19 protein-coding genes are annotated in these 23,808 nt (G+C 38.0%); 3 read left to right on the top strand and 16 right to left on the bottom strand.

Annotated elements, in window-relative coordinates; all coding sequences use genetic code 11:
- Positions 1–2: 2 nt before the first annotated feature.
- The 3 genes from leuC (at position 3) to leuB (ending at position 3,233) form a co-directional block, all read left to right on the top strand.
- Positions 3–1,385 carry a 3-isopropylmalate dehydratase large subunit gene (leuC, locus tag LB452_RS05620; RefSeq protein WP_224460753.1) on the top strand — a complete coding sequence of 461 codons (1,383 nt, stop codon included), beginning with the start codon at positions 3–5 and terminating at the stop codon, positions 1,383–1,385.
- A 1-nt stretch (position 1,386) separates the two neighbouring features.
- Positions 1,387–1,992: a 3-isopropylmalate dehydratase small subunit gene (gene leuD, locus LB452_RS05615; protein WP_224460752.1), complete on the top strand. Its 606-nt coding sequence runs from the start codon at positions 1,387–1,389 to the stop codon at positions 1,990–1,992.
- A 125-nt stretch (positions 1,993–2,117) separates the two neighbouring features.
- The gene (leuB, locus tag LB452_RS05610) at positions 2,118–3,233 is read left to right on the top strand and encodes a 3-isopropylmalate dehydrogenase (protein ID WP_224460751.1); all 1,116 of its coding nucleotides are present in this window, start codon (positions 2,118–2,120) and stop codon (positions 3,231–3,233) included.
- 141 nt (positions 3,234–3,374) lie between these two features.
- On the opposite strand, the gene argH is transcribed toward leuB, so the two are convergent.
- The 16 genes from argH to thrA all read right to left on the bottom strand — a co-directional run bounded on the left by argH (position 3,375) and on the right by thrA (position 23,666).
- Entirely contained in the window at positions 3,375–4,649 is a 1,275-nt protein-coding gene (gene argH, locus LB452_RS05605; protein ID WP_224460750.1) for an argininosuccinate lyase, read from the bottom strand.
- 56 nt (positions 4,650–4,705) lie between these two features.
- Complete coding sequence (locus tag LB452_RS05600; RefSeq protein WP_224460749.1) at positions 4,706–5,785, bottom strand: M20 family metallo-hydrolase; 1,080 nt, start codon at positions 5,783–5,785, stop codon at positions 4,706–4,708.
- Positions 5,782–6,558 (bottom strand): acetylglutamate kinase, encoded by a 777-nt coding sequence (gene argB, locus LB452_RS05595; RefSeq protein ID WP_224460748.1) that lies wholly within the window; start codon positions 6,556–6,558, stop codon positions 5,782–5,784. The genes LB452_RS05600 and argB overlap by 4 nt, the downstream gene beginning before the upstream one ends.
- 38 nt (positions 6,559–6,596) lie before the next feature.
- Positions 6,597–7,532 (bottom strand): Rossmann-fold NAD(P)-binding domain-containing protein, encoded by a 936-nt coding sequence (locus tag LB452_RS05590; protein ID WP_224460747.1) that lies wholly within the window; start codon positions 7,530–7,532, stop codon positions 6,597–6,599.
- A 33-nt stretch (positions 7,533–7,565) separates the two neighbouring features.
- Complete coding sequence (locus LB452_RS05585; protein ID WP_224460746.1) at positions 7,566–8,708, bottom strand: aspartate aminotransferase family protein; 1,143 nt, start codon at positions 8,706–8,708, stop codon at positions 7,566–7,568.
- An 11-nt stretch (positions 8,709–8,719) separates the two neighbouring features.
- Positions 8,720–9,697, bottom strand: coding sequence for an N-acetyl-gamma-glutamyl-phosphate reductase (argC, locus tag LB452_RS05580; protein ID WP_224460745.1), 978 nt, complete (start codon positions 9,695–9,697; stop codon positions 8,720–8,722).
- Entirely contained in the window at positions 9,694–10,878 is a 1,185-nt protein-coding gene (argG, locus tag LB452_RS05575) for an argininosuccinate synthase (protein WP_224460744.1), read from the bottom strand. Before argG ends, argC begins: the two co-directional genes overlap by 4 nt.
- Positions 10,875–11,495 (bottom strand): GNAT family N-acetyltransferase, encoded by a 621-nt coding sequence (locus LB452_RS05570; protein WP_224460743.1) that lies wholly within the window; start codon positions 11,493–11,495, stop codon positions 10,875–10,877. Before LB452_RS05570 ends, argG begins: the two co-directional genes overlap by 4 nt.
- Positions 11,496–11,856: 361 nt before the next feature.
- Positions 11,857–13,122, bottom strand: a complete 1,266-nt coding sequence (gene ilvA / locus LB452_RS05565; RefSeq protein WP_224460742.1) for a threonine ammonia-lyase — start codon at positions 13,120–13,122, stop codon at positions 11,857–11,859.
- Between the two features lies 1 nt (position 13,123).
- Complete coding sequence (ilvC, locus tag LB452_RS05560; protein WP_224460741.1) at positions 13,124–14,620, bottom strand: ketol-acid reductoisomerase; 1,497 nt, start codon at positions 14,618–14,620, stop codon at positions 13,124–13,126.
- Positions 14,621–14,631: 11 nt separating this feature from the next.
- Complete coding sequence (ilvN, locus tag LB452_RS05555; protein ID WP_224460740.1) at positions 14,632–15,159, bottom strand: acetolactate synthase small subunit; 528 nt, start codon at positions 15,157–15,159, stop codon at positions 14,632–14,634.
- A gap of 1 nt (position 15,160) precedes the next feature.
- Entirely contained in the window at positions 15,161–16,894 is a 1,734-nt protein-coding gene (ilvB, locus tag LB452_RS05550; protein WP_224460739.1) for a biosynthetic-type acetolactate synthase large subunit, read from the bottom strand.
- A 50-nt stretch (positions 16,895–16,944) separates the two neighbouring features.
- Positions 16,945–18,621 (bottom strand): dihydroxy-acid dehydratase, encoded by a 1,677-nt coding sequence (ilvD, locus tag LB452_RS05545; RefSeq protein WP_224460738.1) that lies wholly within the window; start codon positions 18,619–18,621, stop codon positions 16,945–16,947.
- Between the two features lie 328 nt (positions 18,622–18,949).
- Positions 18,950–20,245: a threonine synthase gene (gene thrC, locus LB452_RS05540; RefSeq protein WP_224460737.1), complete on the bottom strand. Its 1,296-nt coding sequence runs from the start codon at positions 20,243–20,245 to the stop codon at positions 18,950–18,952.
- Between the two features lie 3 nt (positions 20,246–20,248).
- Positions 20,249–21,184 carry a homoserine kinase gene (locus LB452_RS05535; RefSeq protein ID WP_224460736.1) on the bottom strand — a complete coding sequence of 312 codons (936 nt, stop codon included), beginning with the start codon at positions 21,182–21,184 and terminating at the stop codon, positions 20,249–20,251.
- A gap of 31 nt (positions 21,185–21,215) precedes the next feature.
- Positions 21,216–23,666, bottom strand: coding sequence for a bifunctional aspartate kinase/homoserine dehydrogenase I (thrA, locus tag LB452_RS05530; protein ID WP_224460735.1), 2,451 nt, complete (start codon positions 23,664–23,666; stop codon positions 21,216–21,218).
- Between the last annotated feature and the right edge of the window lie 142 nt (positions 23,667–23,808).

Below are 23,808 nucleotides of genomic sequence, written 5' to 3'. Positions count from 1 at the left end.
TTATGAGTAAAACATTATTTGATAAGGTATGGGATGCTCACGTGGTTCATACGATTGAAGATGGTCCGCAAATCTTATACATCGACAAACATTTAATACATGAGGTCACCAGTCCTCAGGCTTTCAATGAACTGGAAAAAAGGGGGTTACCGATTTTCAGACCTCAGCAAGTCTTAGCAACAGCAGACCATAATACGCCTACCAAAGACCAACACCTGCCTATAAAAGATGAATTGTCCAGAAAGCAGTTATCTCAACTATCTGAAAATTGCGAAAAACATGGAATTCAGTTATACGAATTAGGGCATAAATACAATGGAATCGTTCACGTTATGGCTCCAGAATTAGGCATAACGCAACCAGGTATGTCAATTGTTTGTGGGGATTCTCACACGTCTACCCATGGAGCATTCGGAAGTATAGCTTTTGGGATTGGTACTAGTCAGGTAGCTCAGGTTTTTGCTAGTCAATGTTTGTTGTTAACCAAACCAAAAAGTATGCGAATAAAGGTCAATGGTAAACTCAAAAAAGGGGTACTTCCCAAAGATGTGATTCTATATATTATATCTCAAATCGGTACCAATGCTGGAACTGGTTACTTCTGTGAATATGCAGGGGATGTTTTTGAAAACATGTCCATGGAGGGAAGGATGACCGTTTGCAACATGAGTATTGAGATGGGAGCACGTGGTGGAATCATCGCTCCGGATGAGACAACTTTTGACTATGTGAAAGGCAGAAAATTTGCTCCAAAAGGACAGGAATGGGAAAACCAACTAGACAATTGGAAAAGTTTGCCTACAGATTCAGATGCTAAATTTGACAAGGAATATACGTTTGATGCTGAAGATATTGAACCCATGATTACGTTTGGAACTAATCCTGGAATGGGAATAAAAATAAACGGTTTTATACCTGATCAAAATGATTCTTCACTCGAGAAATCACTGAAATATATGGATTTCAAAAAAGGAGAATCTTTGATTCATAAACCCATCAATTATGTGTTTATCGGAAGTTGTACCAATTCAAGAATAGAAGATTTTAGAGTGGCTGCTGAATACATAAAAGGCAAGAAAAAAGCTAAAAATGTAACCGCATGGCTAGTACCAGGAAGCAGACAAGTGGAGCAACAAATTGAAGCTGAAGGTCTAAAAACTATTTTCACTGAAGCCGGATTTGAGTTACGTCAACCTGGCTGTAGCGCCTGCTTAGCCATGAACGATGACAAAATCCCAGCTGGCGAATATTGTGTTTCTACATCCAATAGAAACTTTGAAGGACGACAAGGTCAAGGGTCTAGAACACTTTTAGCAAGTCCACTACTTGCTGCAGCTACTGCCATAGAAGGAAAAATAATTGATATTACTACACATTTGAATTAGTATGGAAAAATTTATAAGCATAAATTCTCGAGCGGTCCCTTTGCCTGTTGAAAATATAGATACAGATCAAATTATACCTGCGCGATTTCTAAAAGCTACGGATAGAGAAGGTTTTGGCGAACATCTGTTTAAAGATTGGAGATATCATAAGGATGGAAGTAAGGACAAAGATTTTGTATTAAATGACTCTACCTATAGTGGAAAAATATTAATCGCTGGTCACAATTTTGGTTGCGGTTCGAGTAGAGAACACGCTGCCTGGGCTCTTAGTGACTATGGTTTTAAAGTAATTGTATCTAGTTTTTTTGCAGATATTTTTAAGGGAAATGCTCTTAATAATGGGGTTTTACCTGTGCAAGTCAGTCCTGAATTTTTAAAAAAACTTCTAAAAACTGTTGAAGAACACCCAGAAACTCAAATAGAAGTGAGTCTTGAAAATCAATATATAGCTTCACCATCATTTGAAGGTCATGAGTTTTTTGAAATCGATAACTACAAAAAAACTTGCCTTATGAATGGCTACGATGACATAGATTTTCTTGTGAGTAAAAGGGCTGAAATTGAACTGTTCGAAAATAGAAATGAATTAGCACGCGTTAGCGATTGAACGGTTTGTTTGAGCTCTTTTTTTTTCTTTTTCTGAAGAAAAAAAGCGAGTAGTGAAGGCGCGCCCCCCCCCAAAGCATTAGGGGGGAACGCCCAAAAATAATTATATATCATAACTATAAAGACATGGAATTGAAAATTGCAGTATTGCCAGGAGATGGAATTGGACCTGAAGTGACGACTCAAGCTATAAAAGCCTTGAATGCTATTGCACTGGAATTTGATCATAAATTTACTTATAAGCAGGCTGACATTGGTGCGGTGGCTATAGATAAAGCAGGAAGTCCTCTACCCGATGAAACTTTGGAACTTTGCAAAACCAGTGATGCCATTTTGTTTGGTGCTATAGGTCATCCCAAGTACGATAATGCGGAGGGAAGTGTAAGGCCAGAACAGGGTTTACTGAAGATGAGGAAAGAACTGGAATTGTTTGCCAACGTAAGGCCAGTGAAAGCGTTTGAAGCCCTTCTCGATCATTCTCCTTTGAAAAGGCATCTTATAAAAGGAGTGGACATTAGCATCTACAGAGAATTGACTGGTGGCATTTATTTTGGGAAAAAAGAAACTAAAGAAGATGGAAGTTATGCTTCGGATCTTTGTGAATATTCTGCGGAAGAAATAGAGCGAATTGCACATCTCGCCTTCAAAGCAGCGATGGGAAGACGGAAAAAAGTAACCTTGATTGATAAAGCTAACGTTCTGGATACGTCTCGACTTTGGAGAAAAAAGGTAACTGAATTGGCTAAATCTTATCCTGAAGTTTCTCTTGACTTTCTATACGTCGACAATGCAGCCATGCAAATGATATTAAATCCTAGACAGTTTGATGTCATCCTAACGGAAAATATGTTTGGAGATATCATTAGCGATGAAGCGAGTGTCATCGGCGGGTCTATTGGTTTATTGCCTTCGGCTTCCATCGGTAAAAATTATGCTCTGTTTGAGCCCATACATGGCTCATATCCACAAGCAACTGGACAAGGCATTGCCAATCCTATTGCTGCTATCTTGTCTGCAGCAATGCTTTTAGAACATTTTGGATTGTTTGAAGAAGCAGAAACTGTTAAAGAAGCTGTAGAAAGGTCTTTAAAATTAGGTATTACCACTCCAGATCTTGGTGTGAAGCATGAGCGCATTACCACTGAAAAAGTTGGTGATTTTATAGCGGATTTCATCAGTAACCCTGAAGACTCTAATCGTAATTTTTCCAACATCCACATTGGCCAATCGACAATTATCTAGAGAAATCAACCAGGGTATTGCCATTGAGTTAGGTAAAAATGTCCTTAAGATTTCCCTTTTACGTTTGGGAATTTAACCCTTATTAGGATTAGACTTTTTTATTAACACATAAAACAGAGCATTTCTTAGAAATACTCTGTTTTAGTTTGGAAACTTTTTCCTGATGTCTTCCAGACATAAATTACCCATACTTCCTGAGTGCGTATGAGGCTTGGATTGTCCTGATTTGTATGTTCCAGATTGCACTTGCTCGCTGATTTTTTGATAAGCTTCCCTAAAGCTTATCCCCTGTTCGACCAAAGCATTGATCTGGTCTACAGAATACATGTACAAATATTTTGGATCTCTGATATCTACAGTTTTAACCTGTATTTGCTTAATGGAATAGTTGAAGATTTCCAAAATAGAAGTGCATTCCTGGATACCTGAAATCATATTCTCCTTCAAAAGCTGATAATCCCGGTGATAGCCGCTTGGTAAATTATTGGTAATCAACAGCATTTCTAAGTGCAGTGCCTGAATTTTATTGGACTTCCCTCTTATTAATTCAAACACATCCGGATTCTTTTTGTGAGGCATGATGCTGCTTCCTGTGGTTAACTGATCTGGAAAACAGATAAAGTCAAAATTCTGACTGGTATACAAGCAAATATCCATGGCGAATCGAGATAAGGTATTGCAAATGCTTCCTAAAACCGAAGCAATGGTTCGTTCACTTTTACCCCGGCTCATTTGGGCCGCCACTACATTGTACTTTAAAGTAGAGAACCCCAATTCCCGAGTAGTAATATTTCGATTGATAGCGAATGAACTTCCATAACCTGCTGCAGAGCCCAGCGGATTCTGATCTACCGTCTTAATAGCAGCGTCCAGCATATACATATCATCGATAAGTTGTTCTGCATAGGCCGAAAACCATAAGCCAAACGAGGAAGGCATCGCTACTTGCAAATGGGTGTAGCCTGGAAGGACTTTGTCTTTGTATTTTTCGGCTAAATTGAGTAAGGTTTTAAAAAACTCATTGCTCAATGTTTTGATCTGCTGAAGTTGTTCCCGATAATACAAATGCAACGCCACCAAAACCTGATCGTTTCGAGATCTTGCGGTGTGAATTTTTCGACCAACATCTCCTAACTTTTGAATCAGTTCAAATTCGATTTTGGAATGTACATCTTCAAATTGAGACTCAATTTTGAACTCGCCATTTTTGACCTGCTCCGCCATCACTTTGAATTGTTGCTGCAAAAGTTGAAGTTCATCTTTCGAAATTAACCCCACACTTTCCAGCATTTTGGCGTGAGCTACAGAAGCCTGAATGTCATATTTGGCAATGTGAATGTCAATTTCACGATCGTTTCCAACCGTAAATTGTTCAATTTTTTTATCGATGTCTAATCCTTTATCCCAGAGTTTCATACTTTTATTTTTTGAAAGCAAAAGTTTTTGACTTCGTTATTAATATCTATTATGCTTCAAAAAGTCGTTATCTTATTTAAAACCTTGTCAAGCAGCTTTATGTACTTTTCTATTCCTTGTTCTAATTCTTCAACATAAATGAATTCATCAGCAGAATGAGAGCGGTTGCTGTCTCCAGGTCCCAATTTCACCGATGGACACGATAAACACGCCTGATCCGAAAGTGTCGGCGATCCATAAGTTTTCATTCCTAAACTCAACCCTGCCTGAACCAAAGCGTGATCTTTTGAGATCCCCGAAGAATTTAACCGAGTACTTCGAGGAGTAATCGCATCACAAGGTGATTTTTCCTGAAGTAGTTTTACAATCTCCTCATTGTAATAAGCATCAGTCACCCGAACATCAACTACCAGATTCACTTCTGAAGGGATAGCATTATGCTGAACGCCTGCATTAATTTGCGTTACCGTCATTTTTACATCCCCAAGACTTGGTGAAGACTTCTCAAATTTGAAATCTTTGAACCACTGCAGAACTGGAATTGCTTTATAAATGGGATTATCGTCATTGGGATGTGCTGCATGCCCGGACCTACCTTTTATAGTGGCATCAAAAACTAAAAGTCCTTTTTCGGCAATTGCCAGATTCATCAAGGTGGGCTCTCCAACGATGGCCACGTCGATTTTCGGGATATGCTCCAGCATAGAATTCAATCCATCTGTACCGCTGTTTTCTTCTTCGGCAGAAGCAACAAACACAAGGTTATAAGCTAAATTTTCTTTAGCATAGAAATAGGTGAAGGTAGCTAAAAGTGAAACCAGACATCCGCCGGCATCATTGCTTCCAAGACCATAAAGCTTTCCGTCTTCCACACTCGCTTTAAAGGGGTCTTTGGTATAGCCTTTATTAGGCTGAACAGTATCGTGATGTGAGTTTAATAATAGCGTAGGCTTACTCTTGTCAAAATATTTGCTATTAGACCAGACATTATTTTTTCGGCGCTTAAATTCAATAGCATGAGAAGTCATCCAGTGTTCAATCAATGCTGCAGTTTGGTCTTCCTCGGTTGAAAAAGAAGGTGTTTCAATAAGACTCTTCAAAAGTTCTATGGCGTCTTGTGTCAGTTCTTTGATCATAATTGAAGTATTGTGTGAATTGAATTCGAATCAAAAATCATTTCGGGTTTTCCGATACAAACTTTAGTAACTTTTTTTCTTAAAGCACTAAAGCAATTGTCGAGCTTCGGCACCATGCCATCAGCAATTTTACCTTGCTGAAAAAGTGTTTGATAAGCCTGAGAATCCAATGCATCTATAACAGAATTATCATTGGAAATATCAGCTAAAACCCCATTTCTTTCAAAACAATAAAAGAGTTCTACTGAATAAGTTGAAGCAAATGCTATCGCTAATTCTGAAGCGATAGTATCTGCATTGGTATTGAGCAATTGACCCTGCTTATTGTGGGTCAACGCACAAAACACTGGAGTAATTGCTTCCTTCAGTAAAGTTTCGATTAGTGAGGTATTAACCTGAACAATATCACCTGCAAATCCATAATCGATTGAAGTCACTGGACGTTTAACAGACTGGATAAGATTTCCATCTGCACCAGACAAGCCAAAGGCATCACAGTCGTTAGCTTGAAGTTGAGCTACTATCGTTTTATTGAGTTTACCCGCATAAATCATTGTAATCACATCCAACGTCTCCTGATCTGTAATACGACGACCCTCTACTTTTTTCACTTCTAATCCAAGTCGCTGAGAAGTTTCTGTAGCTGAATTTCCTCCACCATGAACCAGGATTTTTAAACCTTTTAATTTTGAGAAACCTTCGATAAACTGCTGCAGAGCCCCAGTATCATTGATGATGTTCCCTCCTATTTTAATGATTTTTAGCGTTTCCATTTTGTAATGATCTTATTAAAGTTTATTCGGAACCAGATTTAAATCTGTTCCAGAATTTGTTTCAAGACCCATTGAGCGGCAAAAGTTCGGTTGTGGGCCTGAGGGATGATCAACGAATTTTCACTATCCAGAACTGCATCTTCTGCCACCACATTTCGTCGAACGGGCAAACAATGCATGAATTTCGTCTTATCTAATTTGCCTCTGGTCATCATCCAATTTTTATCCTGACTCAATATTTTTCCATAGTCCTTGTAACTACTCCAATTTTTAACGTAAACAAAATCAGCATCTTTGACCGCTTCTTCCTGATCGTAATAAATCGGCGTGTTTTTGGTAATCTTAGGGTTGAGTTCATAACCTTCTGGATGAGTGATCCTAAAATCTGCTTGCATCAACTGCATCATTTGCACAAATGAGTTTGGCACGGCCTGGGGCAATGCTTTAGGATGAGGAGCCCAGGACAATACCACTTTGGGCTTTACTTTTTCTTTAAATTCTGAAATAGTTATAGCATCTGTCAAGGCCTGTAAAGGATGCGCCGTCGAACTTTCCATGTTAATGACCGGTACAGTAGAGTATTTTACAAAGCTTTTCAAAACCAATTCTGCTTCATCTTCTTGCTTGTTTTTCAAGCCAGGAAAAGCTCTCACAGCAATCACATCAGCGTACTGAGAAATCACCTCTGCCGCATCTTTCACATGTTCAGATGTTTTTGTGTCCATCACCATCCCATCTTCAAATTCGAGTTGCCAGGCATCGTTTACGTTCAATACCATAACATCCATCCCTAAATTTTTAGCCGCCTTTTCAGTACTTAAACGCGTTCTCAAACTGGAATTAAAAAACAACATCACCAAGGTTTTATGCCTTCCTAATGCTTCATATTGAAATGGCTTTTGCTTTAATTGTTTAGCAGATTCAATAGCTTCGTTTAAATTTTTAATGTCGTGTATGCTTGTATATTTCTTCATTATTTTTTTAGTAAACAGGAATTTAATAGGCGTTTAATTGATATTGAGATGATTCAATTCCACTTGAAGAGCCTCAAAAAAGCGATCTAAATGTAATTTTTGAATAGTTAAAGGTGGCAGAATTCTGATAAGATTCGGGTTTTTAGAACTTCCAGTGAACATACGTTGATTGAAGAGTAGATTTTTTCTCAGTTCAGTTACTGGAAAGTCAAATTCCAGACCTAACATGAGTCCTCTGCCCTTAAAAAATTTTAGACCAGAAATTGATGTTGCCTTTTTTTTAAAATAAGCTGACAATTCTCTAGCATTAGCCTTAAGGTTTTCATTTTCAATGACTTTCAAAACCGATAAGACTGCCTGACAAGCCAAATGATTCCCACCAAAAGTAGTTCCCAGCAATCCAAAAGAGGCTTTGATTTTGGGATGAATCAAAATGCCTCCTACTGGAAACCCATTCCCCATACCTTTAGCCATAGAAATAATATCTGGCTGTATCCCATACTTTTGAAATGCAAAAAAATCACCAGACCTACCAAAGCCGGACTGCACTTCATCGGCAATAAGGCAAGTATTATACTTATTGCATAATAATTCTAAACCTTGATGAAAACCAAGACAAGCTTCATCCAAACCTCCAACTCCTTGAATGGTTTCCAGGATAACAGCACAGGTTTCGTTCTGTTTTAAAATAGATTCTACAGTTTCAAGGTCACCCAATTCAACAAAATCAACTTGCTGTTGAGCATTTAATGGAGAAATAATTTTTTGATTATCGGTAGCAGCAACTGCTGCTGATGTCCTCCCATGAAACGAGTTTTTGAAGGCTAACACTCTATGCTTTTTTGTATGAAACGAAGCCAGTTTTAAAGCATTCTCATTGGCTTCAGCTCCAGAACTACATAGAAATAATTGATAATCTTTGCATTTTGAAACTTCCTCTAGTTTCTCTGCAAGTTGCACTTGCAAAGGATTTTGAACAGCATTGCTATAAAATCCGATATTTTGCAACTGACCCGAAAGTCCTTTTACATATTCCGGATGAGAATGCCCAATAGAAATAACTGCATGACCGCCGTATAAATCCAAATACTCCACACCTTGGTCATCATAAACATGAACGTCTTTAGCTTTTACAGGCGTGACATCATACAAGGGATAAACGTCAAATAGACTCATAATTTTGAATTTTAAAAATAATTTGCTTTTAGTTTCAATCCCATTGCCTCATCAAGACCAAACATCAGATTCATATTCTGAATGGCTTGACCGGAAGCCCCTTTCAAAAGATTATCTAGAACGGAAGTAATTAAAAGTTTGTCTTTGTGCTTTTGGAGATGCAGTAAACAGTTGTTTGTATTCACCACTTGTTTTAGGTGAATTTCCTGATCTAATACAATTGTAAAACATGCATCATCATAAAATTTTTCATAAATCATCTTGGCTTCTTGCAGAGTTCCTTCAAAATGTGTGTAACAAGAGGCGAAAATTCCTCTTGAAAAATTTCCTCGGTTTGGAATGAAATTGATGTCGTGATTGAATTGACTTTGAAGTGCTATCAAGATTTCTGAGATTTCATCCAGATGTTGATGTGAAAACACTTTGTAGGACGAAAAATTATTGTCTCTCCAGGCAAAATGGGTTGTGGCTGATGGCGATGTTCCTGCACCTGTGGCTCCCGTCACCGCATTCACATGAACATCTTTTTGCAAAAGATGTGCTTTAGCGAGAGGCAATAATGCAAGCTGAATAGCCGATGCAAAACATCCTGGATTGGCAATAAAATTAGCTGATTTGATAGCTGTTTTATTGACTTCTGGAAGACCATATACAAAAGTTTTACCTTGAAATTTGGCGGAAGTTTTTAGTCTAAAGTCATTGCTGAGGTCGATGATTTTAGTTTGATCAGAAAATTTATTCTTTTCTAAAAAGGCTTTAGAATTTCCATGACCTAAACATAAAAACACAACATCTATTTCTGAATTTATTTCAGAAGAAAATTTCAAGTCTGTGGTTCCAACTAAATCCTGATGAACTTGATGAACAAAATTCCCTGCATTAGAGGTACTGAAAATGAAATCCAAATGAGCCTGTGGATGATTCAATAACAATCTAATCAGCTCTCCAGCGGTATACCCTGCTCCTCCTATAATTCCAACTTGTATCATAATTCTGAGTTTACTTGATGAAAAATTTTCGTCGAATTGGCGAAGAGTTTGATAAACCCTTTGGCCTCCTGTGCCGTCCATCCCGAATTAATTTCGCCATAACTTCCGAATTTAGCATTCATAAGATCGTGATCTGATGTCACCCCTTCTAAGGTAAAATGGTATGGCTTGAGTTCAAGTGTAACTTTTCCAGATACATTTTTTTGGCTGCTTTCCAAAAAAGCTTCAATATCTCTCATCACAGGTTCGAGGTATAAACCTTCGTGCAAATGCATACCATAATAATTAGATAGAAACTCTTTATGCTGAAGCTGCCATTTGGTGAGCGTGTGTTTTTCTAGTAAATGATGTGCCTTTATGATAGTCAGAGCTGCAGCAGCTTCAAAACCCACACGCCCTTTGATGCCAACAATCGTGTCTCCAACATGAATGTCTCGACCAATAGCAAATGCAGAAGCTATCTCTTCCACTTTTTTAATGAGAGAGACCTTGTCATACTTTTCACCATTCACCGCAACCACTTCACCTTTCGCAAATGTGAGTTCAAGCTTTTCTTTTCCTTTTTTCTTTAATTGAGATGGATAAGCAGCTTTAGGCAAAGCCTTGTGAGACGTCAAAGTTTCCTCACCTCCTACACTGGTTCCCCATAAACCTTTGTTGATAGAGTATTTTGCTTTATCCCATGACATGTCGACTTGATGAGATTTTAAATAATCAATTTCTTCTTGTCTAGATAACTTTTGATCTCTAATGGGTGTAATGATTTCGATTTCTGGCGCTAAGGTTTGAAAAATCATATCGAACCGAACCTGATCATTACCCGCACCAGTACTACCATGAGCAATGTATTGAGCACCAACACTTTTAGCATATTTAATAATTTCTACCGCCTGGATAATTCGTTCTGCACTCACAGATAAAGGATAGGTATTGTTTTTTAAGACATTCCCGTATATCAGATACTTAATAACTTTGTCGTAATATGATTCTACAGCATCGATATTATGGTAAGATAAAACTCCCATTTTAAGTGCTTTTACTTCAATTTCTTTGATGTCTTCTGAAGAAAATCCTCCTGTATTAACACTTACAGCATGAACATCGTATCCAGCTTTAGATAAACTCAAAGCGCAGTATGACGTGTCTAAACCTCCACTATAGGCTAAAACTAATTTTTTCATGATTTGGTCTTTTTTAAAATTGACAACTTTATGTTTTTTAAACGTTTCCAGATTTTTTGATCAAATGGCTTTCTTTTGCCAGAAGACTCTTTCTTTTGATTTGAATCGTATAACATCCCTGTGCAGAAACACATTTTTTGATTGGTTCGTTGCAAAACATCATAGTTTTTGCAAGTTTGGCAACCATTCCAAAACGACTGATCATCTGTTAATTCTGAAAAGGTTACAGGTCGATACCCCAAGTCACTATTCATTTTCATCACAGCGAGTCCAGTCGTAATACTAAAGATTTTAGCATCTGGGAATTTTTGCCTGGAGTGATCAAAAATTTTCTTTTTTATCTTTTTGGCTAAACCCTGATCCCGATAATCTGGATGAACAATCAACCCTGAATTCGCCACAAATTTGTTATGACTCCAGGCTTCGATGTAGCAAAATCCAGCAAATTTTTCGCCTTCCAAAGCAATAACAGCATTGCCTTTTTCCATCTTAGAAATGATATAATCTGGCTGGCGCCGGGCAATACCCGTTCCCCTAACTTTTGCAGCTTCCTCAATGGTAGCACAAATGGTTTCGGCGTAAATCGCATGAGTTTCATCAGCAATAACAATCTTCATTGCCCTGGATTTTAATAGTTTAAAGAAAAAAGTGAAATTTTTGAGAAGAGAACCGAACTCATCTAAGTTCTATAGAGTGACATAGCCCCTAAGGGCGGCGAAGAATTGAAATGCAAAAGATTATATCAGATAGATGATTGATATAATTTAAAAAGTCGAAATATGAATTTGGTATTTTCAAAATAAATAAAATTGTTGTGAGACGCTAGTTTGTTTTTAGAAGTAAAAACTAAAGGCGGCGATACATCCTAGTGGGCTGGATGCTTAAAACAACAATATTTTGAGTTATAATCATATTCAAATATAATTTAATAATTCATATAACAAGCTTAAATTCAATTAATTGATGAATTATTTTAAGTTAAACCAAGAATTGAAACAAATCTGGTTTGTTATTCAAATAGTCTCCATAAAACTTGTTGTCTTTCATTCTTTTGACAAGTGGGTCAAAATCCGATTGAGATTTAAGCTCCAATCCTACCACAGCAGCCCCATTCTCTCTGTTGGTTTTCTTGGTATACTGGAAATAAGTAATGTCATCTGTTGGTCCTAAAATCTCAACCACAAATTGCCGTAGAGCTCCGGCTCTTTGTGGAAACTTCACAATAAAATAATGCTTCAGGTTGGCATAAAGCATCGCTCGTTCTTTAATTTCAGCAGTTCTTGTAATATCGTTATTGCTACCACTGATGATGCAGACTACATTTTTTCCTTTGATGTCTTCAGCATAGTGCTCCAAAGCTGCAATACTCAATGCAGCAGCGGGCTCGGCCACGATGGCTTCTTTATTATAAAGGTCAAGAATCGTTTGACAAATATGTCCTTCATCGACAGTAATCATGTCATGAAGATTCTCTTTAGCTATCAAAAAAGTTAAATCTCCAACGCGCTTTACTGCAGCACCATCAACAAAATTTTCAATCGTACCTAAAGCTATGTTTTTGTCATTTTTCATCGAATTAGACATCGACGGGGCACCTTTGGGCTCCACGCCTATAATCTTGGTACTTGGCGACAATTCTTTAAAAACAGAGGACAAGCCAGAAGCCAAACCTCCTCCTCCTACTGGCAGAAATACAAAATCGATTTTATCATCACCAGATTGATTTAAGATTTCCAAACCTACAGTGGCTTGTCCTTCAATCACTTTTGGATCGTTGAAAGGATGAATAAACGTCATCCCCTCATCCTCACATTGTTGCATTGCAGATGCATACGCATCATCAAAACTATCTCCGACTAAAACAATTTCAATAAATTCTTCACCAAACATTTTCACCTGTTCAATTTTTTGTTTTGGCGTTGGTGAAGGCATGTAAATAAAACCCTTAACCTTTAGAATTTTACAGGAAATAGCAACGCCTTGCGCATGATTGCCTGCACTTGCACAAACGATTCCATTTCTCATTTCTTCATTAGAAAGAGAAGACATTTTGTTATAAGCTCCTCTTATTTTATAAGAACGAACTTGTTGTAAGTCTTCTCTTTTGAAAAATACATTGGACTCATATTGTTTGGAATAGCGCAAATTTTTACTCAAGGGAGATATAATAGCAACTCCTTCAAGGTTTTTTGCAGCTTTTCTTATGTCTTCGAGTTTTGGTAAATATGCAGTTTCTACTTCCATTTTATAAAGTTACTTTTTCTTTGGATTCTGTCTTTAGCGCTTTCATGGCCACCATTGCGGTTCTTAATCGCCTTCCAACTTTTTCTATAGGATGATTTCTTATTTTCTCGTTGACGCCAATCAATTCAAGGTTATCAACAGCATTGCCTTCTGCAAAATCTTTTCCAATAACCGAAGTATCTACTGACTTCATAAAGTCTTCCAAAAGGGGTTTGGCTGCGTGATCGAATAAATAACATCCATATTCTGCAGTATCCGAAATTACCCGATTCATTTCAAATAACTTCTTCCTAGCTATAGTGTTTGCGATTAAAGGTAATTCGTGAAGTGATTCATAATAGGCTGAATCTTCAATAATACCTGCACTTACCATGGTTTCATAAGCCAGCTCAACACCAGATTTCACAAAGGCCACAAGTAAAACTCCTTGATCAAAATACTCCTGCTCTTTGATGTGATCTGAAGTCAGTTCTGTTTTTTCAAAAGCAGTTTCACCAGTTTCAGCTCTCCATTTCAAAAGGTTGGCATCGTCATTTGCCCAATCTTCCATCATCGTTTTAGAAAAATGACCTGAGATGATATCATCCATATGCTTTTCAAACAAAGGCTTCAGGATGGACTTTAATTCTTCAGAAAGCTCAAAAGCTTTGATTTTTGCAGGATTGGATAACCTATCCATCATATTGGTAATACCTCCATGCTTCAATGCTTCGGTAATGGTTTCCCATCCAAATTGAATCAATTTGGCGGCGTAACCAGGCTCCACGCCATCCTCTATCATTTTATCAAAAGACAAAATAGCTCCGGTTTGTAACAGCCCACAAAGAATAGTTTGTTCCCCCATTAAATCACTTTTCACTTCAGCAACAAAGGAAGACTCCAAAACTCCAGCTCTATGTCCACCAGTAGCTACCGCATAGGCTTTGGCTTGCTCAAAACCCTTGTTTTCAGGGTCATTTTCCGGATGCACCGCAATAAGTGTGGGTACACCAAATCCTCTTTTATACTCCTGTCTAACTTCAGTTCCTGGGCACTTCGGCGCTACCATAATGACACTGATATCTTCTCTTATTTTCATGCCCTCTTCCACGATATTGAAACCATGAGAATAACTTAAAGTCGATCCTTTTTTCATATAAGGCATCACCGATTTAATGACATTGGAATGTTGCTTATCTGGAGTAAGGTTCAACACCAAGTCTGCTTCCGGCACTAGTTCTTGATATGTGCCTACTTTGAAGTTATTTTTGGTAGCACTTTTATAAGACTCGCGTTGTTCATCAATTGCAGCCTGACGCAAGGCATAGGAAATATCCAAGCCAGAATCTCTCATGTTCAAACCCTGATTCAGACCTTGTGCGCCACATCCTATAATGACAATTTTTTTATCTTTCAAAGCTTTCAAACCTTCCTCAAATTCTGAGGAGTGCATGAATCTACATTTACTGAGTTGCTCTAACTTCTGACGTAAGGATAATGAGTTGAAATAATTTGACATGTGTAAATAATTTAATTTGAAAATGCTTCAAGCATTGTACTTATTTTCATTTCTTCTTTAGAGACAGCAATACGTCCAGATCTGGTAAACTGCATGATTCCAAAGAGTTTTAACTCTCTGTAAAGAAGGGTAATTTCTTCTGCCCTTCCCGATTTTTCAAGCACAAAAAACTCCTTATTCACTGTGACAATATTCGCATTGCTCTCTTTGATTATATTTTGAATTTGCCGCTCTTCAAACAACAATTCTGATTTTATTTTGAATAAGCAAGATTCCTGGTAAATGATCTCATCATCTCTGTGATAGTAAGCCTTGATCACTTCTACTTGCTTTTCTATCTGACCGATAATTTTCTTCATTCGGTCTTCAGTTAGCTCCACAACAATGGTCCATTTTGAAATGTTCTCGATTTCAGAAACTGAAGAATTGATGCTTTCAATATTGATGTGTCGGCGTTGAAAAATAGCCGAAATACGATTCAGTAATCCAATATTATTTTCAGTGTAAATTGAAATTGTATAAGGTTTATTTTCTTCCATATCATTCTAATCTTATATCTGAAACACTTGCTCCCGCCGGAACCATAGGAAACACATTCCCTTCTTTTTCTACACAAACTTCTAAAAAGTAGGGGCCATCGGTTTCCATCATTTCTTTGACGGATGAATTCAATTCAGATCGCTTAGTAACTTTTTTGGCATCTATGTAATAGCCCTTTGCAATAGCAACAAAATCTGGATTTGTCATTTCGGTTGAAGCATAACGCTTGTCAAAAAACAACTGTTGCCACTGCCTTACCATTCCTAAAAACTCGTTATTGAGTACCACAATTTTAAGCGGAATTCTTTGCTGAAAAACAGTTCCTAATTCCTGAATGGTCATTTGGTAGCCTCCGTCACCAATCACAGCGACAACGTCACGCTCCGGGGCTGCCATTTTAGCACCAATAGCAGCTGGCAGTGCAAATCCCATTGTTCCTAAACCACCCGAAGTGATATTACTTTTGGTCATATTAAAATCGGAATAGCGACAGGCAATCATCTGGTGCTGACCAACATCACTTACGATAGCAGCGTTTCCTTTGCTTTGCAAATTAATTTCCTTGATCACTTCACCCATCGTTAATCCTTCTTTGGTAGGATGAAGATCCTTTTTGATTACTTTATCGTATTCAATAGCATATAAGTCTTTAAAACGCTGATACCAATCTGCATGTTTTTTTTCTTTTAAATAAGGTAAAAGCTGTGTCAAACTAGCTTTTGCATCTCCAATAACTGGAATATCGGCTTTAACATTTTTATCCACCTCAGCGGGATCAATTTCAAAATGAATGACTTTAGCCTGTTTAGCGTAAAAATTCAGGTTTCCCGTCACTCGATCATCGAAACGCATCCCAATAGCGATGAGCACATCGCATTCATTGGTCAATACATTAGGGCCGTAATTCCCATGCATCCCAACCATGCCCACATTGAGAGGATGAGAAGTCGGTAAAGCGGAAGCTCCCAGAATTGTCCATGCCGCTGGAATTCCCGATTTTTCAACCATAGTTTTGAAGATGGCTTCAGCTTCGCTTAAAATCACGCCTTGACCCCAAACAATCAGAGGTTTTTTAGCTGAATTAATTAATGCTGCAGCCTCTTGTATTTTTACCTCATCAGCAACAGGTACAGGCTGATAGCTTCGTATTTGTAAACATTTTTGATATGAAAAATCAAACTCTTCAAATTGAACATCTTTTGTAATATCAATTAAAACCGGTCCAGGTCGTCCACTTTTGGCGATATAAAAAGCTTTGGCCAAGACTTCAGGTATATCTGAAGCTTTGGTGATTTGATGATTCCATTTGGTCACTGGTGTAGAAATGCCTACAATATCTGTTTCCTGGAAAGCATCACTTCCCAATAGCTTAGAATTGACTTGTCCTGTTATGCAGACTAATGGCGTAGAGTCAATCTGTGCATCAGCAATTCCTGTAACAAGATTGGTAGCTCCGGGTCCTGAGGTTGCTATTACTACACCAACTTTACCTGAAATTCTTGCATAGCCCTGAGCAGCATGAATGGCGCCTTGTTCGTGGCGAGCCAACACATGATGAAGTTGATCCTGATAGTGATGCAATTGATCATAAACTGGCATAATAGCGCCACCAGGGTATCCGTACAAAGTTTCCACCCCTTCTGCCAGTAAACATTTAATTACAGCCTCACTTCCTGATATTTTTTCTTTAACGCTGGTTGCAGTTTCTTTTTCTAAGGTCACAATTTCTTTCATACGGCATGGTTTTCAATTAATTCAACACTACAATTATTTATTTTTCATTTTTAAAATTCGTCAGTCACACAACCTTTTGAAGCTGAATTGACCATTCTTGCATATTTAAAAAGCACTCCTCTTTTAAATTTTAATTCTGGCGCTTTCCAATCTTGTTTTCTTTTTTTCAATTCCTCATCAGAAACCTCCAGAGTAATAGTATTGGTTTCTGCATTTATAGTGATCATATCGCCTTCCTCTACAAGCGATAAAGTCCCGCCTTCCTGAGCCTCGGGGGTGATATGACCAACTACAAATCCATGAGTTCCTCCAGAAAAGCGTCCATCAGTAATCAAAGCGACATCTTTACCGAGTCCTGCTCCCATAATGGCAGCCGTAGGCTTTAGCATTTCCGGCATCCCAGGTCCTCCTTTCGGTCCTTCATAGCGAATCACAACGACGTCTCCTTTCTGAACTTTTCCATCTCTGATGCCATCGTTGGCTTCATATTCACTTTCAAAAACCTTGGCTTTTCCTCTAAATTTCAATCCTTCCTTTCCAGTGATTTTAGCAACGCTTCCTTCCTCAGCCAAGTTTCCGAATAGCATCCTTAGATGTCCGGAGATTTTAATAGGATCTTCGATTGACTTTATCACTTCCTGACCTTCTTTTAGATCTTTCACCTCCAAGAGGTTTTCGGCCAAAGTCTTGCCCGTTACGGTCATGCAATCTCCGTGAAGCAATCCTTTTTTGAGTAAATATTTTAGAACAGCTGGAATTCCACCAACTTTGTGCAGATCTTCCATGAGGTATTTTCCGCTGGGTTTCAAATCCGCTAAAAATGGCGTATTGTCACTAATTTTCTGAAAATCAGATAAGGTGAAATCAATTTGTGCCGCTCTGGCAATCGCCAAAAAATGCAAAACTGCATTGGTTGATCCTCCCAAAATGGTGACCAACCGAATGGCGTTTTCTAAAGATTTTCTGGTGATGATGTCTGAAGGCTTGATGTCCTTTTCTAATAAAACCCTTAAAGCCTCTCCAGCTTTTACGGATTCATCTTTTTTCTGTGGGCTCAAAGCTGGGTTAGACGAATTGTACGGCAATGTCATTCCCAATGCTTCAATAGAGGAAGCCATGGTATTGGCTGTGTACATTCCACCGCAAGCTCCAGCGCCAGGGCAAGCTTTTTCTACAATACTCTCGTACTCTTCTTCTGGCATAGTTCCCGCAACCTTGCTTCCCCAGGCCTCAAAAGCTGAAACAACGTCTAATTTCTTACCATTATGACATCCAGAATCTATTGTTCCACCATAAATCATGATACAAGGTCTGTTCAATCGAATCATTGCTATAAGTGCACCAGGCATATTTTTATCACAACCCACAACAGTTATTAAACCGTCATAACTCATGGCTTGAACAACCGTTTCCATAGAATCGGCAATAATATCTCGTGAGGGTAAGGAATAGCGCATCCCAGGCGTCCCCATAGAAATGCCATCACTTACCCCGATAGTGTTAAAAATTAATCCTACGATATCTTCGTTTGCTGTGCCTTGTTTAGCCAATTTTGCTAAATCATTGAGGTGCATATTACAAGGATTTCCTTCGTATCCAGTACTGGCAATCCCTATGATTGGTTTAAAAAAGTCTTCCTTGGTTAAACCTATAGCATGTAGCATAGCTTGAGCCGCAGGTTGAGTTGGGTCCTGGGTTACCGTTTTGCTATATTTATTCAATTCCATAAAATGCTTACATTATAAAGTACCAAAACTAAAAATTGACTGTAGCTTAGATCCCACTTTGAAAAATCACCTGTTAAATCCAATGTCAGCAATAAATAGATAAGTGTTTTTAAATCAGCTATTTAAACTATATATCTTGGGATAGTCAGTTCTGAAAAAAATTCGGATTTTATATAATGTTTAGTGATTATCCCAACTTGCGAAGCTCTCTTATAAGCTTCAGTTGAATCTAAAACTCAAAACGTAAGATCAAATGAACTTTAAATATTAAGTTTGATGTCTTGAAACATTAAAATTTACAGAAGCAAAATCAGCAGAAAATAAAGAATTAATTTTTCAATAATATAGATTTCAACTCCTCATACGTAGAAATCTCAATGGATTTTTTCTCCTGATCAATAACGGCTTTAATTTGAGGTGGTAGATCAACTTTGGTCTGAATAGCCGCTTCTACCGTATCCAAAAACTTGGTGGGGTGTGCGGTTTCCAGAAAAACACAATGTGTGTCCGGATGGGTTTTCTGATAGTCTTTGGCCGCCAAATAACCGATCGCGCCATGCGGATCTGCGATATAATTGTATTTTTTATAAAGTTCCTTGAGTCCTACTCGAGTTTCCTCGTCGGTATAACTGCTCGAAGATAAATTGCTTTTCAAATCCTTGAATTCGTTTTTGAAAATTTCCTGGATCCTGATAAAATTACTCGGATTCCCAACATCCATCGCATTACTGATGGTCTGAACCGTTGGTTTTGGCGAATAATTTTCGGTTTTGAGATACTCAGTCACCACCTGATTTTCATTATTAGCAGCGATGAAATGATAAATCGGCAGGCCTAATTGTTGAGCCATGAACCCCGCGCAAATGTTTCCAAAATTGCCGCTTGGCACAGAAAACACAATGTTTTTGTGCTGCTGATGCAGCTGCTTATAAGCAAAGAAGAAATAAAACATTTGCGGTAACCAACGCGCCACATTAATAGAATTGGCAGAGGTGATCTGAACGTGATCGGTTATGCTTTGATCCAGAAAAGCGGTTTTCACCATGTCCTGACAGTCGTCGAAAACGCCATCAACTTCCAGAGCTGTGATGTTTTGTCCTAAAGTAGTGAGCTGTTTTTCCTGAACTTTACTCACCTTGCCTTTTGGGTACAAAATAACCACTTTGACGCCTTTGACACCAAGAAAACCATTGGCTACAGCGCCACCTGTGTCTCCAGAAGTCGCTACCAGTACCGTCATGTCTTTTTGTTCTTTGGAATTGAAAAACCGAAGACATCTGGACATGAATCGGGCTCCCACATCCTTGAAGGCCATGGTTGGGCCATGAAAAAGTTCAAGTGATGATAGTTTCTCATCCAGTTTAACAACAGGAAAATCGAAGTTGAGCGTTTCAGAAATGATGTGTTTAAGCTCATTATCTGGAATTTCCGGACTTACAAATTGACAAATGGCTTCAAAAGCGATGTCGTTGTAAGACAAATCCTTGATATTCTCAAAAAATGAGCTGGGAAGCGGTTCGATTGAAATTGGAAAATAAAGTCCCTTATCTGGCGCCAGTCCTTTGACGACAGCTTCTTCGAATGTAGCCTGGGGAGCTTTCTTGTTGAGTGAATAAAAGTTCATTGGCTAAGAATTTATGACTTTAATACCTTCTGGATTAACTTTTGAAACATAAGTCTCAAAATCAATTGATTTGTTTTCATAGACTTTTCTCATGGCTTGCTCTACTGCTTTTGCTGTAGATTCCCCTTTGGATAAGGTGAAAATAGAAGGACCTGAACCGGAAATTCCCGTGCCGAGTGCTCCACATTCCAGAGTCGCCTTTTTGATCTCATTAAAATGAGGAATAAGCTGACTTCGATGAGGCTCAACAATCGCATCGTGAAGAGATCGCTTGAGAAGTTCGTAGTCTTCTGTGTGCAAAGCATGGACTAAACTTCCGACGTTAGACCATTGTAAAATGCCCTGTTGCATAGACACCATTTTTGGTAAAATAGCGCGAGCTTCAGCGGTTTTGATTTCGATCTGTGGATGAATAATGGTCGCGTACAGCTCATCTGGGACCGGAAGTTTTAAAATCTCTAAGGGACTTAGACTTTTGACTAAGGTAAATCCTCCAAAAATAGCAGGGGCGAGATTATCGGCATGTTCGCTTTGGCTGGCTACTGCTTCGCCTTTCATCGCAAATTGAGTGAGTTGAGTTTTATCATACGGTTTGCCCATCAGCTCGTTGATAGCAAAAACACTACCTGCAGCACTCGCGGCACTACTTCCAATTCCACTTCCGGGTTTGATGTGCTTGTAGATTTCAATTTCAAAACCAACATCTGGTTTTAAATCATCAATGAGTGCTTGCGCTGAAACGCCAGCTACGTTTTTGTCGGTTTCAAAAGGCAAGTCAAAGCCTTCAATTTTTGTTATTCGGATGCCTTTTTGAGGCGAGGTTCTCACAACCATCTTATCGCCAACGGTTTCCAGGCAAAACCCTAAAACATCAAATCCACATGACACGTTGGAGACAGTTCCGGGTGAAAATATATATACTTCTTTAGTTGAATTCATTTTGACTCATGACTATAATTATGAAAATATTCTATCTATTGCTTACTCGAATGATATCGGCAAAAAGTCCTGAAGCTGTCACATCTGCTCCTGCTCCGGCGCCTTTCACTATAATTGGCTGTTCTGGGTAACGCTGAGAATAAAACATTACGATGTTATCCTTTCCTTCCAGGTTATAGAACGGATGTCCTTGTGGAATTTCTTCCAATCCAACACTGGTTTTTCTTAGATTAAATTGAGCTACGTATTTCAGTTGAGAATTGTTCTTCTGGGCTGAGGCGAATAAATCCTGAAAATGCTTTTCGTCATGTACAAGCGTTTCAAAAAAGTCATCTACAGTATCGCTTTTAAGATTGGCTTTAGTTAAGAAAGATTTGTTGGTAATGTCTTCCAGATTCATTTCATAACCGCTTTCTCTGGCTAGGATAAGGATTTTCCTTGCAACATCTACTCCACTCAAATCGATTCTTGGATCTGGTTCTGTAAAGCCTTCAGCCTGAGCTTCTTTTACCACATCATAAAACTTCGTTTCACTGCTAAAATTGTTAAATACAAAATTCAAGCTTCCTGATAATACCGCTTGTATTGAGGTAATTTTATCTCCAGACGCAACCAGATTATTTAAGGTATCTATAATCGGTAATCCTGCGCCAACGTTGGTTTCAAATAAGAAAGACGCATTGTACTTTTTAGATAAATCTTTAAGGTTTTTATAATTTTTAAAATCGCTTGAACACGCAATTTTATTGCAAGCAATCACCGAAATACTGCGCTTTAAATAATCTGCGTACATGTCTGAAACGGCTTCGCTGGCTGTGATGTCGATAAAAATACTATTGCGCTTGTTCAACACATTGGTTTTTTCTAAAAATCCATCAAGTGAAGCTGATTCACCGCTGGAAAGCAATTCCTTCCAGTTTTCCAGATGGATGCCATCTTCATCAAAATACATTTTCTTAGAATTGGAAATACCGATCACTCTCAGATTGATGTGTAATTCTTTCTTTAAAAATTTGTTTTGCTGATGAATTTGAGCCAGGAGGCGTTCACCTACATTTCCAACACCTGTGATAAAAACATTCAGCTGTTTGGTTTTGACTTCAAAGAAGCTTTCGTGAAGGGAATTCAATGCTTTTTTGACATCTTTTTTGAAGATAACCGCAGAGATGTTTTTCTCTGAAGCTCCCTGAGCAATAGCTCTTACATTGATATTGTTTTTGCCTAAAGCGCTAAACATTTTACCGCTAATGCCTTGGTGATTTTTCATATTGTCTCCCACTAATGCGACAATAGACATGTCTTTTTCTACAGTAACAGGTCTTATTTTTCTGGTGGAAATTTCATATTCAAACTCTTCATCTACTGCGGTTGCTGCGAGTTCTGCATCATTTTCTGAAATTCCAAAGCAAATGGAATGTTCTGATGAAGCCTGAGTGATAAAAATAATGTTGATTTTTTCTAAAGCCAAAACTTCAAACAAGCGTTTGGAAAAGCCAGGAATACCAATCATTCCATTTCCCTGCAAGGTCAATAAAGCAATGTTATCTACACTCGAAATTCCGCTGACACTCTTTTTCTTAGAATCAGTTCCTGATTCAGTTTTTATTAGAGTTCCCTTTTCATTAGGTTTCAACGTATTTTTAATCAGAATAGGGATTTCTGAATCTAAAGCAGGTTGAATAGTCGGTGGGAACAGAACTTTTGCTCCAAAATGTGACAATTCCATAGCCTCTTGATAAGACAGTTCTTCTATGGGTGAGGCTTGTTTTACCAGTTTAGGGTTGGCTGTATACATTCCACTCACATCCGTCCAGATTTCCAATTGCTTCACTTTGAGAGCTGCTGCAATTATGGAAGCTGTAAAATCGGAACCTCCACGGCCAAGAGTTGTTATTTCTCCAATATTAGATTTTGATACAAATCCCGGTAAAATCGTAAGTGCATGTGAATTACTTTTGAAAAAATCTTGAATATTTTTATTGGTTGCCAAATAATTGACATCTGCCTTAGTGAATATAGAGTTAGTTACAATCAGCTCCTGAGCATTTTTTCTATGGGCATCGATTCCTCTTAATTTAATGGCTTCTGTAATGATAAAAGAAGACATTAATTCTCCAAAACTTACTAACTTATCTGAAGTTTTGGGCGTCAACTCATTGATAAGATAAATCCCATCCAAAAGATTCTTCAGATAATTTAATTCGTTATCCAAATAGCGTTTTGCAGCTTCATTTTCTGAAGGAATCAATTCAGATAAAACAGTATAATGAATTTCTTTAATGTTTTCAAATTCAAGAATATAATCTTCATTTTTATTAAGAGCTAATTCTCCAGCTGTAAGTAACTTATCCGTAATTCCACCTACTGCTGATACGATACAAACAACTTTTTCTTTTTGGGAATAACTCTCTAGAATATTAATAACTTTAGTTATGTTTTTGGTATTGCCCATTGAAGATCCTCCAAATTTTAATACGTCCATAGCTTATTTTTTTTGGTTTCGGACTAAGAATTTTTAGTTAAAAACAGTTAAAACATCTTACAAATGACGGTTAATTTATTTTGATTGAAAAAAATATTCAGTCGTTTTTCTTCAATTTGAAGAATTATTAAAATAAAGACTG

It is taken from the genome of Psychroflexus longus (genome assembly GCF_020164595.1).
GTDB classification, from domain to species: Bacteria; Bacteroidota; Bacteroidia; order Flavobacteriales; family Flavobacteriaceae; genus Psychroflexus; species Psychroflexus longus.
Note: the sequence above shows the minus strand (reverse complement) of the source record. Positions and strands in the feature narration are given on the sequence as shown.